Raw genomic sequence first — 12,961 nt, 5'->3', positions numbered from 1 at the left:
GAAGGTTGCGTGCTGAAATAAATCTATGTACTGTCGTGCCGAATCTTCCAGTGCTGAACTAATTGGAGCGCGACATGTACCCCAGCGAGCTGAGCGGCGACTACACCTTCGACCCGGCCCACAGCCGGTTCGGGTTCGTCGCCCGCCACGCCATGGTGACCAAGGTGCGCGGCAGCATCCCCGTCCAGGAGGCCACCGCCCGCCTGGACGCGGCGAACCCGGCGGCCTCCGCCGTCCGCGTGGTGCTCGACGTGGCCGGCATCCAGACCGGCAACCAGATGCGCGACGGCCACCTGCGCACCGGCGACTTCCTCGACGCCGCCGCCCACCCGCACATCGTCTTCGAGTCCACGTCCGTCAAGCACACGGGCGGCGACGCCTTCGAGGTCACCGGCGATCTGACGATCCGCGGGGTGACCCGGCAGGTCACCGTCCCGCTCGACTACACCGGCACCGCCGTCGACGCCCAGGGCGTGACCAGGGTCGGCTTCGAGGGCGGCACGGCGATCAACCGCAAGGACTTCGGCATGACGTACAACGCCGCGCTGGAGACCGGCGGCGTGATGATCTCCGACCGGATCACCCTGGAGTTCGACATCTCCGCCGTCAGGTCCGCCTGAGCGCGCGCGAGGTTGCTCAGCGTCCCAGCCAGGCGTCCAGGCGGGACAGCAACTCCGCCGTGGGGATCCTGCCGCCCGTCGATCCGGCGTACACGGCCCGGCAGGGCGCGCGCCAGACCCGCACCTCGGCGACGGCGCCGGTGGTGTCGCCCACCCACACCACGTCGAGGGCGGCCGGGCGGGTGAACCTGCCCAGGCCGCAGTCGGTGGCATTGGTGACGCTCTCCGTTCCGCCACGGTCGGTCACCGTGTCCACGGCCGTCGAGACATTGAGCAGCGACCGCACGGATTCAAGATCATCCGGGACGCGGGCCTGGGCCCGCAACCGCAGCACGTCCCCGTCGAGCCGGTACCGGCAGGCGGCGGCGGCCGACAGCGGGCTGGGCAGGAGGGCGCGCGAACGGAAGCCGCGGTTGGCGGCGACGTCGTCGCGCGGCCAACCGCGTGGGCGGGTCAGGTCGATGTCGGCGGCCGGCAGCGCGTCCGCGCACCCGGGAAGCCGCACGGGCGCCGGGCGCGCCTCCAGTTGCGCCCGGTAACGGCGGAGGAAGGCGTCGCTCGGATCGCCGAACCGCGTCCGGCCCGCGTACCGGGCGGTGCCGCAGTTGCGATCGACCAGCACGACGGCGGGCCGGCGCACGTCCCCGTAGTGCACGACGAAGGACAGGCTCGTGCCGTAGCCGACCAGGGTGCAGATCTCGCCGAGGTGGAGGTCGTCGCCCAGGACGCGGCCCTTGGCCGACTCGCGCCGGCGCAGCTCGGCCTCCAGCGCGTCGCGCGTGGGCAGGTCGTTGAGCTCGGAGACCATCGCGCCGACCCCGTCGGTGAGCCTCCTGACCGACACCGCCGCCTGCCCTTGCGACGACGGCAGTGGCAGCTCGCACATCGTCACCGACACCGCGCCGTCGGCGGGCACCAGCTCCCCGGGCCGGTCACCGCGCTCCCACCCGCCGGCGGACGAGACCGGACAGCCGCCGGCTCCGAGCCGCGGGCCCCGGGCGTTCAGCGGAAAGGCGGCGGAAGCCGCCAGCACCAGCGCGACCACACCCGCGACCACCCGGCCGACGCGCAGCAACATGCCAGCAATGTACGCGCCGTAAGCCGGTCGGACCGCCCCTCCGGGAGGATTGCTCCACCGGGAGGCCGGGGCGGTGGGTCAGGTGGCCGGGGCGGGGTCGTCGTGCTGCTGGGCGGCGGCGTCGGTGCGGGCGCCGGACAGGATGGCGTCGAGCAGGCCGGGGTAGCGGGCGTCCAGGTCCTCGCGCCGCAGGACGAGCAGGTTCTCCCGGCCCGACGGCTGCTGCCGGATCACCCCGCTGTCGCGCAACACCCGCCAATGGTGGGTCATGGTCGACTTCGCGGTGATCCCCAGCGTGTTCAGCACGCTGGTGCAGTTGTGCTCGCCCCCGGCGTCGAGGATGCGGACGACGGACAGCCGCACGCCGTTCCCCAGCGCCGACAGCACGTCTTCGACCCGGATCTGGTCGCGATCGGGATGACGGAATGCCATGGTCCAACTGTACCGCGACTGTCGAACAATCCCTCCCCGGTCTGGCATAGTACGACCGTACGTAAATCATCGTACGATCGTTTCGTGCGGCGGGCTTCCGCGTGCCCGCTCACCGGCTCCCTCCGAAGGGCGTTCCATGTCCACACCATCCACGCTGCCCGCGTCCGTCGCGGACGGCGTCAAGCCCCGGCTCGGCTGGACCCTGGCGCTGCTCGCCCTGGCCCAGCTCATCTACGCGCTCGACCTCAACATCGTCTTCGTCGCGCTCCCGCGGATCGGCGCCGACCTGGGCTTCCCCGGCCAGACCCAGCAGCTCGTGGTCAGCGCGTACGTCGTGTTCGCCGGCGGCTTCCTGCTGTTCGGCGGACGGGCGGCCGACCTGCTCGGCCGCCGCCGCGTCTTCGTGCTCGCCCTGGCCCTCTACGCGCTGTCCTCGCTCGCGGGCGGGCTGGCCACAGGCCCCGTCGTCATCATCGTCGCCCGCGCGGTGCAGGGCGTCGGCGGGGCGCTGCTGCTGCCCTCGACGCTGGCGCTGCTCAACAGCCTGTTCGCCGAGGGGCGGCAGCGCAACCGGGCGCTGGCCGTCTGGGGCGGCGCGGGCGCCAGCGGGCTGACGATCGGCGCGCTGCTCGGCGGCGTCCTCACCGAGAACTTCGGCTGGCCCGCCGTCTTCTTCGTCAACGTCCCCTTGGCCGGGCTGGTCGCGCTGGCCGCCCTGGCCGTCGTCCCGCGTGACCCGGCCAGGCGGGAACGGCGCAGGTTCGACATGCCGGGGGCGCTCACCGTCACCGGCGGGTCCACGCTGCTGGTCTTCGCCCTGGTCGAGGGGCCCGAGCTGGGCTGGGGCAGCCCCCTGGTCGCGGGCGCCTTCGCGGTGGCCGCCGTGCTGCTGGTGATCTTCGCGCTGGTCGAGGCCCGCAGCGCGGATCCGCTCATGCCGTTCCGGCTGTTCCGCAACCGCAGCCTGACCGTCGGCATGCTGGTCACCTTCGTCTACATGGCCACGTTCGGCGTCCTGCCGTACTTCCTCACTGTGCTGCTGCAGAGCGTCCACGGCTACAGCGCCTTGCAGAGCGGGCTGGCCTTCCTCGTCCCGTCGCTGGCCATCGCCGCCGGCACCCAGGGCGGCGAACGCCTGGCCACCCGGATCGGCACCCGGGCCACGCTGCTGATCGGCTTCGCCGTCGGCGTCGCCGGGACCGCCGTCCTGGCCCTCGGCTTCGACGCCGACGCCGGGTACGGCCTGCTGATCCCCGGTCTCGTCGTCTCCGGCCTGGGTCAGGGCGTCGTCTGGACCGCCATGTGGATCGCCGCCGCCACCGGCACCCCCGCCCACGAACAGGGCGTCGCCAACGGCATCGCCTCCACCGCCCTCAACATCGGCAACGCCATCGGCCTGGCCGTCTTCACCGTCATCGCTGACCTCGGCACCGCGGGCCGGACCGGCCAGGCCCTGCGCGCCGCCACGGCGGACGGCGAGTTCCTGGTCGTCCTGCTCACCGCGGCGGTGATGATCGCCGGCCTCCTGGTCACCCTCACCCTGCCCCGCCGCACGCCTGACCCGACCCCCTGACGGTCCGCCCCCTTACCCCCTGACACGGGCCTCGGCCGCCGCGAGCACCCCTTCGGTGCATGCGGCGGCCGAGGCGTCCGCGCCCGCGGGGCCGCCGTTCAGTGCTGGTGCGCCTCTTCCAGGGACGCCCCCGCCAGCCGCGCCCTGACCGCTCCGGTGAAGGCGGGGCACTCGAAGACGTTCTCGTGCGGGCAGGCCATGCCGTGCGCGATGGCGGTGCGCGCCACCTGGGCGCGGGCGATGCGCTCGTCCAGCTCGGCGAGTTTGCGCCCGTACAGCTCCCGCCACCCGTCGCCCGGCTGGGACCGGGCCGCGATGAACGTCCTGATCTCGCGCAACGTGAGGCCGACCTCGCGCAGCAGCAGGATCACCGCGACCAGCTCGGCCGCCGACGGCGGATACCGCCGCTGCCCCGAGACGCGCTCGGGCTCCGGGATCAGCCCGAGCTCCTCCCAGTAGCGCAGCGCGGAGGTGGCGACCCCGGTGCGTTCGGCCAGCTCGCCGATCGTCAACTGCTCACTCATGGGACCGCAAGCATACGTGAGCCCGCCGTCCTGGATCAGGCCCCGGCAGGCGGTGCGGCGGCGATCGGCGGCGCCCCGTGTTGACAGGGGCCGACCCCTCTCCTAATCTCTTCTTCAGAGAAGATAAATCTTCAAAGAAGCAAATGCTTCCGCGAAGTCACCTGAGGAAGGGCAACGACCATGAGCAACACCCTCACCGCCGCCGACGCCGCCGCCATCACCTCCGTGCTCGACCGTCTCGCCGACGCCTGGAACCGGGCCGACGGCGGCGCGTACGGCGACCTGTTCACCGAGGACGCCACCTACATCACCTACGTCGGCACCCTCTACACCGGCGCCCGCGAGATCGGCGACGCCCACCAGGCGCTGTTCGACAGCTTCGTCAAGGGCACCAGGCTGGCCAGTGAGACCGTCGGCATCCGTCTCGCCGGCCCCGACACCGCCCTCGTCATCACCCGCGGCGACACCTACAAGGGCAAGCCCGGCAAGCTGCACAAGATCCAGACCTACACGATGGTCCGGCAGGCGGACGGCGACTGGAAGATCGCCGCCTTCCAGAACACCAAGCACCAGGCCCTCATGGAGGCCATCTCCTTCAGGTTCCAGCCCGCCAGCAAGCCCGCCGCCCACGTCTGAAGCCATCGCGCCACCCTCGCCACGGAAGATCGCCCGCTCATGACCTCCCTCGCCGTCGTCGCCGCCACGGGCCGCACCGGACGCCTCGTCGTCGAACGCGCCCTCGCGGCCGGACACGCCGTCACCGCCGTCGCCCGCCGCCCCGGCGGCCTCGACCTCGACCATCCGCGGCTCGTCCGCCGCGCCGCCGACGTGACCGACCCCATCAGCCTTCGTGACGCGCTGACCGGCCACGACACCGTGATCTCCGCCCTCGGCCCGTCCGGCCGCGGCCCCACCACGGTCTACTCGCAGGGGACCGCGGCGATCGTCGCGGCGCTGCCGCCGTCCGCCCGGCTCGTCGTGATCTCCTCGGCCGGGCTGGCCGTCCCGCCCGGCGCGGGGCCCGTCACCCGCCTGCTCGGCCGCGTCCTGCACCACGTCATGCGCCATCCGTACGCCGACATGGCGCGCATGGAACAGGCGCTCGCCGGGACGCGGCTGAACTGGACGGCCGTCCGCCCCACCGGCCTGACCGACCGGCCCGGCACCGGCCGCCCCCGCGTCTCGATCGGCGCGACCGAACGCCTGGGCGCCCGTACGTCCCGCGCCGACCTGGCCGCCTTCATCGTCGGACACCTCGACGACCCGCGGACCTACCGCCTGCCCGTCGCCGTCTCCTCCTGACCGCGATCTCGTCCTCACCGCCCCGGCGGAGGGGCGAAGGCGCCGGCCGTGGCGGCGAGCACGGCCGTCCGCGCCGCCTGCTCCGGCAGGTCCGGGTCGGGGGACGTGCGGAGCAGCACCAGGTGGTGGTAGAGCGGCGCGGTGGCGGCAACGAGCAGCCGCCGCGCGTCGGTGCCGGCCGGCAGCTCGCCCCGCGCGACCGCCCGCCTGACGATGACCTCGCAGCGGGTGTACCGGTCCTGCCAGAGCCGCCGCACGCCGCGAGCGGCCTCCTCCGAGCGGAACGAGGCGGCGATCAGGGCCGCGGCGATCGACGGCTGCGCGGTCATGGCCGCCTGGTTCTCGTGGTTGAGCGCCGTCAGGTCACCCAGCAGGGAGCCGGTGTCCCGGGGCTGCCAGTCGTCGTCGCCGGTCGCCTCCAGGACGTCGGCGAGCAGGCCGCCGACGTCCCGCCAGCGCCGGTAGACCGTCGCGCGGTGCACGCCCGCGCGGGCCGCGACGGCGTCGAGGGTCAGCCCGTCGAAGCCGCGTTCCACGAGCTCGGCGCGGACCGCGTCGAGAACCTGCGCGCGGATGCGACCGGTACGGCCCCCCGGACGGCGGCGCGGCCCGGACGACGGGCTCTCGGACGTCGTCGTTCCCTTACCCGTTTGCGAGGCGGACGTCGACATGCCACCATCTTAATGTACAGGTTGTCGCATTAGCAGTGGCGGAAGGTAGAGATCCATGAACGCCCGCGTCCCCGCCGACCCCACCGTCCTGCACCCGATGCCCGCCCAGCCACGGGTGGTGCTGCTGCGGCCGCTGGTCAAGTCTCCGCTGATCGAGGTGGGGGAGTTCTCCTACTACGACGACCCCGACGACCCGACCGCGTTCGAGACCCGCAACGTGCTCTACCACTACGGCCCGGAGAAGCTGGTCATCGGCCGGTTCTGCGCCCTGGGCACCGGCGTGCGGTTCATCATGAACGGCGCCAACCACCGCATGGACGGCCCCTCGACCTTCCCCTTCCCCACCATGGGCGGCTCGTGGTCCGACCACTTCGACCTGCTCACCGGCCTGCCCAACCGCGGTGACACCGTCGTCGGCAACGACGTCTGGTTCGGCCACGGCGCGACGGTGCTGCCCGGCGTGCGCATCGGGCACGGCGCGATCATCGGCGCCGGGTCCGTGGTCACCTCCGACGTGCCCGACTACGGGATCGTCGGCGGCAACCCGGCCCGCCTCATCCGCACCCGCTACCCGGCCGACGACGTCGCCCGCCTGCTCGCGGTGGCCTGGTGGGACTGGCCCGCCGAGCACATCACCGAGCACGTGCGCACGATCATGTCGGGCAGCGTGGCCGACCTGGAGGCCGCCGCGCCGGGCGCGCGTCGCGCCTGACCCGTCGTCCAGCACCCGTCCCGCCGCGCAGAACCCGAAATGAGTGATTCGCCCATGTCTCGCCGTCGCGCCCACATCGCCATGGTCGGCATCCCCGCCGTCAGCCACGTCCTGCCCAGCCTGGAGATCGTCCGCGAGCTGGTGGCCCGCGGCCACCGGGTGACGTACGCCAACGACCCGGCGGTCGCCGACCTGGTCACGGGCACCGGCGCCGAGCTGGTCCCGTGCACCTCGACGCTGCCGGTCGCCGACAACGACTGGCCCGACGACCCCATCGCGGCGATGAGCCTCTTCCTGGACGACGCCGTCCAGGCGCTCCCGCAGCTGCGCGCCGCCTACGACGACGACCCCGCCGACCTCTACCTGTACGACATCGGCGCCTACGCCGCGCGGGCCCTGGCCGAGGCGCAGGGCCGGCCCCTGCTCCAGCTGTCGCCGACGTTCGTGGCCTGGAAGGGCTACCAGGAGGAGGTGGCGGCGCAGCTGTGGCGGCTGCCGGGGGCCGACGCCTACCGGGCCAGGTTCGCCGGCTGGCTCGCCGGGGCCGGCGCCACCACCACCGACGTCGACGCCTTCTCCGGCCATCCGCCTCGCGCGCTGGCCCTGATCCCGCGGGCCATGCAGCCGCACGCCGACCAGGTCGACTCCGCCACCGTGACCTTCGTCGGCCCCTGCCACGACCTGCGCGGGCAGGGCGGCTGGACCCGTCCGGGCGACGCCGCGAACGTGCTGCTGATCTCCCTGGGGTCGGCCTACACCCGTCAGCCGGAGTTCTACCGCCGGTGCCTGGCGGCCTTCGGCGACCTGCCCGGCTGGCACGTCGTGCTGCAGATCGGCAAGTACACCGACGTGGGGGAGCTGGGCGAGATCCCGTCCAACGTCGAGGTGCACCCGTGGGTGCCGCAGCGGGCGATCCTCGACCAGGCCGACGCGTTCGTCACCCACGCGGGCATGGGCGGCTGCTGCGAAGGGCTGCTGGCGGGCGTGCCGATGATCGCCGTCCCGCAGGGCGCCGAGCAGTTTGCCAACGCCGACCGGCTCGTGGAGCTGGGCGTGGCCCGCCGCATCGACACCGCCGACGCCACGGCCGAGGTCCTGCGCGCCGCGCTGGCCGAGCTGACCGGCGACCCCGAGGTGGCCCGCCGCCTGACGCGCCTGCAGGCCGAGGCGCGGGCCGAGGGCGGCACCACCCGCGCCGCCGACCTCGTCGAGCAGATGCTCGGCTGAGCCGTCGGGCCGGGCGGCGATGGTGACCGGGTGAAGATCACGTGGTAGGTACTCTCGGCATGGAGTTCTTCTGCTACCACCGTGACCGTCCCGGATCGGGCCCCCTGCGCGGGGAGTTGAGGGAGGCGCACTGGTCCTACATGGACCGGTACGAAGCGGAGCTGATCGCCCGCGGCCCGACCTTCGACCGCGACACCGACGCGGCCACCGGCAGCGTGCACATCGTCGATCTGCCCGACCCCGCCGCCGCGCGGGCGTTCGCCTTCGACGAGCCCAACTACCAGGCCGGGGTCTACCGCGACGTGCTGCTCCGCCGCTGGCGCAACGTGCTGGGGCGCACCATGTGGGAGTTCCCCGGCGGCCGGCAGGGCGGCAACCGGTACCTGGTGCTGGGCCTCGGCTCCGGGCAGCCCGCCGACCTCGTCCCGCCGGCCGACGGCGACGAGCTGATCGCGTACGGGCCGCTGCTGTCCGACGACGGCGCCACCTGGGTCGGCACCGCGCTGCTGGTCCGCGCGCCGGACGCGGACGCGGCCCGCGCGATCCTCACCGCCGACCGCTACGCCGGGATCGAGGTGCACGACTGGGGGTTCGGCGGCCGTCGATGACGACCGGCGGCCGGCAGTCGGGCGGGCGGCCGTCCGGCCTGCCGGCCTCCCCGCGCTGCCGCTGGTGTCGCCTCGGGGCGCCGGCGGTGGTGGTGCGGGGAACTCAGCGGGCGATCACCTGCACCTCGGGGAACCGTGAGGACGGCTTGCCGAGCAGGGTGCCTTCGCGTCGAAGATGCAGATCGAAGAAGGCCCTGGTGTAGGCGCGGGTGACGGCCACGGAACGCGCCGCAGAAAGCGTCCCGTTCACCGCTCGCAACTGCTCCTTCGACAGGCCCATCACCGCGGCCGCCTGTTCGTACACCACCGGCAGGTCGGTATAGGAATTGTGCTTGGCGCCGTTGGTCCGCACGTGCAGCCGCCAGCCCTTCAGCCGGGACCAGAAGGCCTTCTGCCCGCGGATGGGCTTGTCGAAGATCTCGGCCTCCATGAGCATGTACGGCTTGGCCAGCCCCTTGGCGGCCACCTTGCCGAGGGCGGGTCCGTCCAGGTTCAGCACCGCCTTGATCCGCCGGTCCGCCAGCATCGTCGCGGCGGCCGTCGCTCCTCCGGCGGAATGGCCGAACATCCCGACCCTGCCCAGGTCGAACGCGCCACGCAGCCCCTCCGGCAGCGTCCGGCGTTCAGCGTCGGGGTTCTGTCCCTTGTTCAGCTCCTTGAGCCGGTCCAGCACGAAGCGCGCGTCAGCCACCCGCACCTTGATCTCTTCTGCCTTCTCCGCCAGCCGGCTCACCGGGACCGGCTTCAGCACGCGGCCGGTCACCGTGCCGTCGGGGAACTCCACCTCGCCGGCGTCGCCCGGATGGTCGATGGTGACCACCATGTAGCCCCAGCTGGCCAGTTCCTCGACCGTGGTGGTGTTCATGGAACGGTCGGCGCCGTTGCCGGGCGAGAACAGGACGACGGGCAGCCCCCGGCCGGCCACGCGGGCCCCTTCGCGGCCATGGGTCAGGGGCAGGCCGACAGCCGCGGGCGACAGGCCGTTGCTGCGGTAGAAGGCCTCGGCGGCGCGAGGCGGCAGCCAGGGCGCGGCGGGGTGGCCGTCCGGGCGGCGCGTGGGGTACCACAGGCTGACCATCAGCTCACGCCGGTCATGGGCCTTGATCCACGGGTCGGCCCTGGAACCGTCACGCAGGTGCAGTGTGACAGTGCCGATCTCGCGTGGGCCCGTCGGCTGCGGCAGGGTCACGGTGACGGGCTTCGACCTGGCCTGTACGGCGGGTCCGGTGAGCAGGAGGCCGACCGTCACCGCGGCGGCCAGACCCCGTCGGAGAAGTGCGTGATTCATGACCGCCACGCTAGGGAGACGCAGCGCGCAAAAACTCCGTACCGGAGATGATTTCGGCACTCATGCGCATGAACGAAGCCGCCGTCCACCTGGAGGGGAGGGCACGGCCGGCTGGGCCTGGACACCGAGTGCACTTCCTGCTAGCGACGGCGAATTCGTCGAGCAGGTGGTGGGGCGGCACCCGTCTTCGGCGGCCGTCGATGACGACCGGCGGCCGTGCGACGGTCAGACGGCCTCGGAAGGCTCGGCGGGCTCATCCGGCTCGCCGGGCCCCGCGCCCCGGAGCGCCTCCACCGCGGTGACGGCCTGGGAGACGCGGTCGTGGATCGTCACGAGCTCGACGGTGCCGGTGATCTCCAGCAGCCGGGACACCGTGGGCTGGAGACCGGCCAGGTGCACGTCGACGCCGTGCGCGCGGGCCAGCGTGGCGGCGGCGAGCAGGACGGACAGGCCGGAGCTGTCGAGGAACGTCAGCCGGTGCGCGTCGATGATCAGGTGCTCGTCCAGGCTGCGGCGCACCTGGTCGAGGTAGGTCTCCAGGTGACCGGAGGCGGTGGCGTCGACCTCGCCGGCCACCGTGATCACGGTGATCCCGGGCAGGTAGCTGCTGGCGAGGTGCATCACAACCGCTCCACATCATCCGGCAGCCGATCGAGCAGGGCGTCCGCGGCCGCGCCGACGGCCTCCTCCACGCAGGCGTGGATGTGCAGCGTGTCCCACACCCCGGTGATCTGCAGGATGCGGGCCGGGATGTCCCGCACGGCGGCCAGGCGCAGGCTCCCGCCCGTGTCGTGGACGTCGTCGTGCGCCCGCAGCAGCACGTGCAGGCCGCTGCTGTCCATGAAGGTCAGCTCGCCCAGGTCGAGGATCAGGGACCGGCCGGGGCGGTGGGCGTCGCGGATGGCGGACTCCAGGCGATCGGCGTTGGTGGCGTCGAGCTCACCGGAAACCGTGACCAGCGCGCCGGCCGGAACCGGCCGGCAGCTCATGCTGAGCACGGACATGGCGGCCCGATGGCGGCGCTCGGCGCGACGGCGAGGTACGTCTGGGATACGGACATCTTTTGTTCCCCAAGTGGGCCTGGCCGGTAGGGGCGGCGTCGGGGCCACCCCACGCCCCAAGGTTAGGGGCGAAGAGGGTTGCAGGAAAGAGCTTTCGTCATAGGATCTTCAGGTAAGCATTTTCGTCCGCCCCGCGGATCCGGGACGTCCAGGTAGAAAGCGTCAGAGGCTGTGCCCGACCCTGAAGACCATCCGGCGACGTGGACGTTCCTGACCCATCACGCCCGCGTGCTGGTGGAGATCGCCCGCGACCCCGACGCGCGGCTGCGCGACATCGCCGCCCGCATCGGCGTCACCGAACGCACCGTGCAGAACATCGTCTCCGACCTCTACCAGGCCGGCTACCTGACCCGCGAGCGGATCGGCCGCCGCAACCGCTACAGTCTCGACCTCGACCGGCAGTTCCGCTACCCGACCGAGGCGGGGCTGCCCGTCCGCCTGCTGATCGACATGTTCACCGCCCACGACCTGCCCGCCGAGGACGGCTGACCCGCCGCCGCCGGGCCGGGCGCACCCGTCCAGGGCCGCTAAGCTGCGCGTATGGCGCGGATTCTCCTCCTGCACTCGATGTACGGCCTGCGGCCCGCTGTCCACCAGGCCGCCGACAGGCTCCGGGGGGCGGGGCACGAGGTGCACGTCCCCGACCTCTATGACGGCCGCGTCGTCGACACGCCCGAGGAGGGCATCGCGATCAAGGAGGAGATCGGCAGCGAGGAGCTGCTGAAGCGGGCCATCACGGCGGCGGCCCCGCTGTCCGGCGACGGCCTGGTCTACGCCGGCTTCTCCCTCGGCGCGGCCATCGCCCAGAACCTCGCGCTGGGCGACGAGCGTTCCCAGGGGCTGCTGCTCATGCACGGCACCTCCGACATGGCCGAGGGCGCCGTCGCCGACGACCTGCCGGTGCAGCTGCACGTCGCCGACCCCGACTTCTACGAGCCGGTCGACTGGCTCAACGCCTGGTACCTCCGGATGCGCCGGGCGCGGGCCGACGTCGAGGTCTTCCGCTACCCGGGGGTCGGCCACCTGTTCACCGACCCCGGCCTGCCCGACTACGACGCCCCGGCCGCCGAACGCGCCTGGGCGGTCGCCCTCGACTTCGTCGCCGGGCTCTGACCTCCGCCCCGGCCCGGGTACATCCCCGGCCGCTCCGGGTAGGGGCCGGGGATGAGGTTCGGGAACTGGGAAGTGCGACCGCTGGGCGGCTGGCCGGGCTGCCTGGCGATGATCCTCATCTCGCTGCTGCTGTCGGCCGTGCTCACGGTCGTCGTCAACTGGCTGCTGCGCTGACCGGCCCCCGTATGGACGTCAGGCCAGCGGGGTGACGTCGAGGCGTCCGCCGTCGCACACCTGGCCGGCGTCGAAGGGCACGTTCAGGTACGAGTGCTCGTCCGGCGGGATGACCAGCAGGCGGGCCGGGCTCGGGCAGGCGGTCTCGGCGCCGGTCTCGACGACCGTCCAGTGCAGGGTGGTGCGGGCGCTGCCGCCCGGCTTGACCGTCACCCGGTGCTTGGGGCCGGCGGTGCGGCGGACGCGGGTGCGCAGGGTGTCGCCCTGCTTGTCGATCATGATCAGGCCGGGGTGCCCGTACAGGGTGCAGGCGGTCCGTGAGCTGTTGGTGAACACCAGCGGCGCGTTCCTGTTGCCCGCGCCGGCGTCGATCGTGCCCAGGCGCACCTGGAGCTGGGCGGCCGAGCAGCGGCGGACGGGGGCGGACTCGCCGGCCAGCGCCGGCGCGGCCCCGCCCGCCAGCAGCAGCCCGGCCACGAGCGTGGCGGTGGTGAGGCGTCTCATGTGGTTTTTGACGCAGGGAACGCGGTGAAAGTTATGGCCGGACGTCAACTCGTCCGGGAAGCAGCGCCGACACG

General features: G+C 72.8%; 18 protein-coding genes. 10 read left to right on the top strand and 8 right to left on the bottom strand.

Annotated elements, in window-relative coordinates; genetic code table 11:
- Nucleotides 1-74: 74 nt before the first annotated feature.
- Nucleotides 75-620: a YceI family protein gene (locus ACWEJ6_RS28820; protein WP_387674164.1), complete on the top strand. Its 546-nt coding sequence runs from the start codon at nucleotides 75-77 to the stop codon at nucleotides 618-620.
- A gap of 16 nt (nucleotides 621-636) precedes the next feature.
- Here the strand turns inward: ACWEJ6_RS28820 and ACWEJ6_RS28815 are convergent, their stop codons facing one another.
- Both ACWEJ6_RS28815 and ACWEJ6_RS28810 read right to left on the bottom strand, forming a co-directional pair.
- On the bottom strand, nucleotides 637-1,698 hold the full coding sequence (locus tag ACWEJ6_RS28815; protein ID WP_452427719.1) for a hypothetical protein: 1,062 nt from the start codon (nucleotides 1,696-1,698) through the stop codon (nucleotides 637-639).
- 78 nt (nucleotides 1,699-1,776) lie between these two features.
- On the bottom strand, nucleotides 1,777-2,130 hold the full coding sequence (locus tag ACWEJ6_RS28810) for an ArsR/SmtB family transcription factor (protein WP_452427717.1): 354 nt from the start codon (nucleotides 2,128-2,130) through the stop codon (nucleotides 1,777-1,779).
- A gap of 136 nt (nucleotides 2,131-2,266) precedes the next feature.
- Here ACWEJ6_RS28810 and ACWEJ6_RS28805 point away from each other — a divergent pair, with 136 nt between their 5' ends.
- Nucleotides 2,267-3,703, top strand: a complete 1,437-nt coding sequence (locus ACWEJ6_RS28805; RefSeq protein WP_452427715.1) for an MFS transporter — start codon at nucleotides 2,267-2,269, stop codon at nucleotides 3,701-3,703.
- 98 nt (nucleotides 3,704-3,801) lie between these two features.
- Here ACWEJ6_RS28805 and ACWEJ6_RS28800 read toward each other — a convergent pair whose 3' ends face one another.
- Complete coding sequence (locus ACWEJ6_RS28800) at nucleotides 3,802-4,227, bottom strand: MerR family transcriptional regulator (RefSeq protein WP_358299351.1); 426 nt, start codon at nucleotides 4,225-4,227, stop codon at nucleotides 3,802-3,804.
- A 180-nt stretch (nucleotides 4,228-4,407) separates the two neighbouring features.
- On the opposite strand from ACWEJ6_RS28800, the gene ACWEJ6_RS28795 reads away from it, so the two are divergent.
- Both ACWEJ6_RS28795 and ACWEJ6_RS28790 read left to right on the top strand, forming a co-directional pair.
- Nucleotides 4,408-4,863: an SgcJ/EcaC family oxidoreductase gene (locus tag ACWEJ6_RS28795; protein WP_452427713.1), complete on the top strand. Its 456-nt coding sequence runs from the start codon at nucleotides 4,408-4,410 to the stop codon at nucleotides 4,861-4,863.
- Between the two features lie 39 nt (nucleotides 4,864-4,902).
- Complete coding sequence (locus ACWEJ6_RS28790; protein ID WP_452427711.1) at nucleotides 4,903-5,529, top strand: NAD(P)-dependent oxidoreductase; 627 nt, start codon at nucleotides 4,903-4,905, stop codon at nucleotides 5,527-5,529.
- A 14-nt stretch (nucleotides 5,530-5,543) separates the two neighbouring features.
- Here ACWEJ6_RS28790 and ACWEJ6_RS28785 read toward each other — a convergent pair whose 3' ends face one another.
- Nucleotides 5,544-6,200 carry a TetR/AcrR family transcriptional regulator gene (locus ACWEJ6_RS28785; RefSeq protein WP_452427709.1) on the bottom strand — a complete coding sequence of 219 codons (657 nt, stop codon included), beginning with the start codon at nucleotides 6,198-6,200 and terminating at the stop codon, nucleotides 5,544-5,546.
- Between the two features lie 55 nt (nucleotides 6,201-6,255).
- Here ACWEJ6_RS28785 and ACWEJ6_RS28780 point away from each other — a divergent pair, with 55 nt between their 5' ends.
- From ACWEJ6_RS28780 to ACWEJ6_RS28770, 3 genes are read left to right on the top strand one after another with little or no spacing between them, the layout of a single operon-like run.
- Nucleotides 6,256-6,912: a CatB-related O-acetyltransferase gene (locus tag ACWEJ6_RS28780; RefSeq protein WP_387674139.1), complete on the top strand. Its 657-nt coding sequence runs from the start codon at nucleotides 6,256-6,258 to the stop codon at nucleotides 6,910-6,912.
- A gap of 54 nt (nucleotides 6,913-6,966) precedes the next feature.
- Nucleotides 6,967-8,139 (top strand): macrolide family glycosyltransferase, encoded by a 1,173-nt coding sequence (locus ACWEJ6_RS28775; RefSeq protein ID WP_452427707.1) that lies wholly within the window; start codon nucleotides 6,967-6,969, stop codon nucleotides 8,137-8,139.
- 41 nt (nucleotides 8,140-8,180) lie between these two features.
- A complete protein-coding gene (locus ACWEJ6_RS28770; protein ID WP_452427705.1) occupies nucleotides 8,181-8,747 on the top strand; it encodes a YciI family protein in 567 nt (188 codons plus the stop codon).
- A 103-nt stretch (nucleotides 8,748-8,850) separates the two neighbouring features.
- On the opposite strand, the gene ACWEJ6_RS28765 is transcribed toward ACWEJ6_RS28770, so the two are convergent.
- From ACWEJ6_RS28765 to ACWEJ6_RS28755, 3 genes are all read right to left on the bottom strand, one after another.
- Nucleotides 8,851-10,035, bottom strand: coding sequence for an alpha/beta hydrolase family protein (locus ACWEJ6_RS28765; protein ID WP_452427703.1), 1,185 nt, complete (start codon nucleotides 10,033-10,035; stop codon nucleotides 8,851-8,853).
- Nucleotides 10,036-10,260: 225 nt separating this feature from the next.
- Nucleotides 10,261-10,656, bottom strand: a complete 396-nt coding sequence (locus ACWEJ6_RS28760; protein WP_452427701.1) for an STAS domain-containing protein — start codon at nucleotides 10,654-10,656, stop codon at nucleotides 10,261-10,263.
- Nucleotides 10,656-11,039, bottom strand: coding sequence for an STAS domain-containing protein (locus tag ACWEJ6_RS28755; RefSeq protein ID WP_387674124.1), 384 nt, complete (start codon nucleotides 11,037-11,039; stop codon nucleotides 10,656-10,658). Before ACWEJ6_RS28755 ends, ACWEJ6_RS28760 begins: the two co-directional genes overlap by 1 nt.
- Nucleotides 11,040-11,267: 228 nt before the next feature.
- Here ACWEJ6_RS28755 and ACWEJ6_RS28750 point away from each other — a divergent pair, with 228 nt between their 5' ends.
- From ACWEJ6_RS28750 to ACWEJ6_RS28740, 3 genes are read left to right on the top strand one after another with little or no spacing between them, the layout of a single operon-like run.
- On the top strand, nucleotides 11,268-11,585 hold the full coding sequence (locus ACWEJ6_RS28750; protein WP_452427699.1) for a helix-turn-helix transcriptional regulator: 318 nt from the start codon (nucleotides 11,268-11,270) through the stop codon (nucleotides 11,583-11,585).
- Nucleotides 11,586-11,636: 51 nt separating this feature from the next.
- Nucleotides 11,637-12,209 (top strand): dienelactone hydrolase family protein, encoded by a 573-nt coding sequence (locus ACWEJ6_RS28745; protein ID WP_358299460.1) that lies wholly within the window; start codon nucleotides 11,637-11,639, stop codon nucleotides 12,207-12,209.
- A gap of 51 nt (nucleotides 12,210-12,260) precedes the next feature.
- Nucleotides 12,261-12,383 (top strand): hypothetical protein, encoded by a 123-nt coding sequence (locus tag ACWEJ6_RS28740; protein ID WP_358299463.1) that lies wholly within the window; start codon nucleotides 12,261-12,263, stop codon nucleotides 12,381-12,383.
- Between the two features lie 18 nt (nucleotides 12,384-12,401).
- Here ACWEJ6_RS28740 and ACWEJ6_RS28735 read toward each other — a convergent pair whose 3' ends face one another.
- Nucleotides 12,402-12,887, bottom strand: a complete 486-nt coding sequence (locus tag ACWEJ6_RS28735) for a DUF4232 domain-containing protein (protein WP_452427696.1) — start codon at nucleotides 12,885-12,887, stop codon at nucleotides 12,402-12,404.
- Nucleotides 12,888-12,961: the final 74 nt, after the last annotated feature.

This window comes from Nonomuraea sp. NPDC004702 (genome assembly GCF_053601695.1).
Note: the sequence above shows the minus strand (reverse complement) of the source record. Positions and strands in the feature narration are given on the sequence as shown.

Excerpts from the sequence above, each read along its gene's own strand:
- ACWEJ6_RS28745 (WP_358299460.1), top strand. The coding sequence starts at position 11,637 with ATGGCGCGGATTCTCCTCCTGCACTCGATGTACGGCCTGCGGCCCGCT.
- ACWEJ6_RS28820 (WP_387674164.1), top strand. The coding sequence starts at position 75 with ATGTACCCCAGCGAGCTGAGCGGCGACTACACCTTCGACCCGGCCCAC.
- ACWEJ6_RS28800 (WP_358299351.1), bottom strand. The coding sequence starts at position 4,227 with ATGAGTGAGCAGTTGACGATCGGCGAGCTGGCCGAACGCACCGGGGTC.
- ACWEJ6_RS28795 (WP_452427713.1), top strand. The coding sequence starts at position 4,408 with ATGAGCAACACCCTCACCGCCGCCGACGCCGCCGCCATCACCTCCGTG.
- ACWEJ6_RS28775 (WP_452427707.1), top strand. The coding sequence starts at position 6,967 with ATGTCTCGCCGTCGCGCCCACATCGCCATGGTCGGCATCCCCGCCGTC.
- ACWEJ6_RS28780 (WP_387674139.1), top strand. The coding sequence starts at position 6,256 with ATGAACGCCCGCGTCCCCGCCGACCCCACCGTCCTGCACCCGATGCCC.
- ACWEJ6_RS28755 (WP_387674124.1), bottom strand. The coding sequence starts at position 11,039 with ATGTCCGTGCTCAGCATGAGCTGCCGGCCGGTTCCGGCCGGCGCGCTG.
- ACWEJ6_RS28815 (WP_452427719.1), bottom strand. The coding sequence starts at position 1,698 with ATGTTGCTGCGCGTCGGCCGGGTGGTCGCGGGTGTGGTCGCGCTGGTG.
- ACWEJ6_RS28790 (WP_452427711.1), top strand. The coding sequence starts at position 4,903 with ATGACCTCCCTCGCCGTCGTCGCCGCCACGGGCCGCACCGGACGCCTC.
- ACWEJ6_RS28740 (WP_358299463.1), top strand. The coding sequence starts at position 12,261 with ATGAGGTTCGGGAACTGGGAAGTGCGACCGCTGGGCGGCTGGCCGGGC.
- ACWEJ6_RS28785 (WP_452427709.1), bottom strand. The coding sequence starts at position 6,200 with ATGTCGACGTCCGCCTCGCAAACGGGTAAGGGAACGACGACGTCCGAG.
- ACWEJ6_RS28810 (WP_452427717.1), bottom strand. The coding sequence starts at position 2,130 with ATGGCATTCCGTCATCCCGATCGCGACCAGATCCGGGTCGAAGACGTG.
- ACWEJ6_RS28765 (WP_452427703.1), bottom strand. The coding sequence starts at position 10,035 with ATGAATCACGCACTTCTCCGACGGGGTCTGGCCGCCGCGGTGACGGTC.
- ACWEJ6_RS28735 (WP_452427696.1), bottom strand. The coding sequence starts at position 12,887 with ATGAGACGCCTCACCACCGCCACGCTCGTGGCCGGGCTGCTGCTGGCG.
- ACWEJ6_RS28805 (WP_452427715.1), top strand. The coding sequence starts at position 2,267 with ATGTCCACACCATCCACGCTGCCCGCGTCCGTCGCGGACGGCGTCAAG.
- ACWEJ6_RS28760 (WP_452427701.1), bottom strand. The coding sequence starts at position 10,656 with ATGCACCTCGCCAGCAGCTACCTGCCCGGGATCACCGTGATCACGGTG.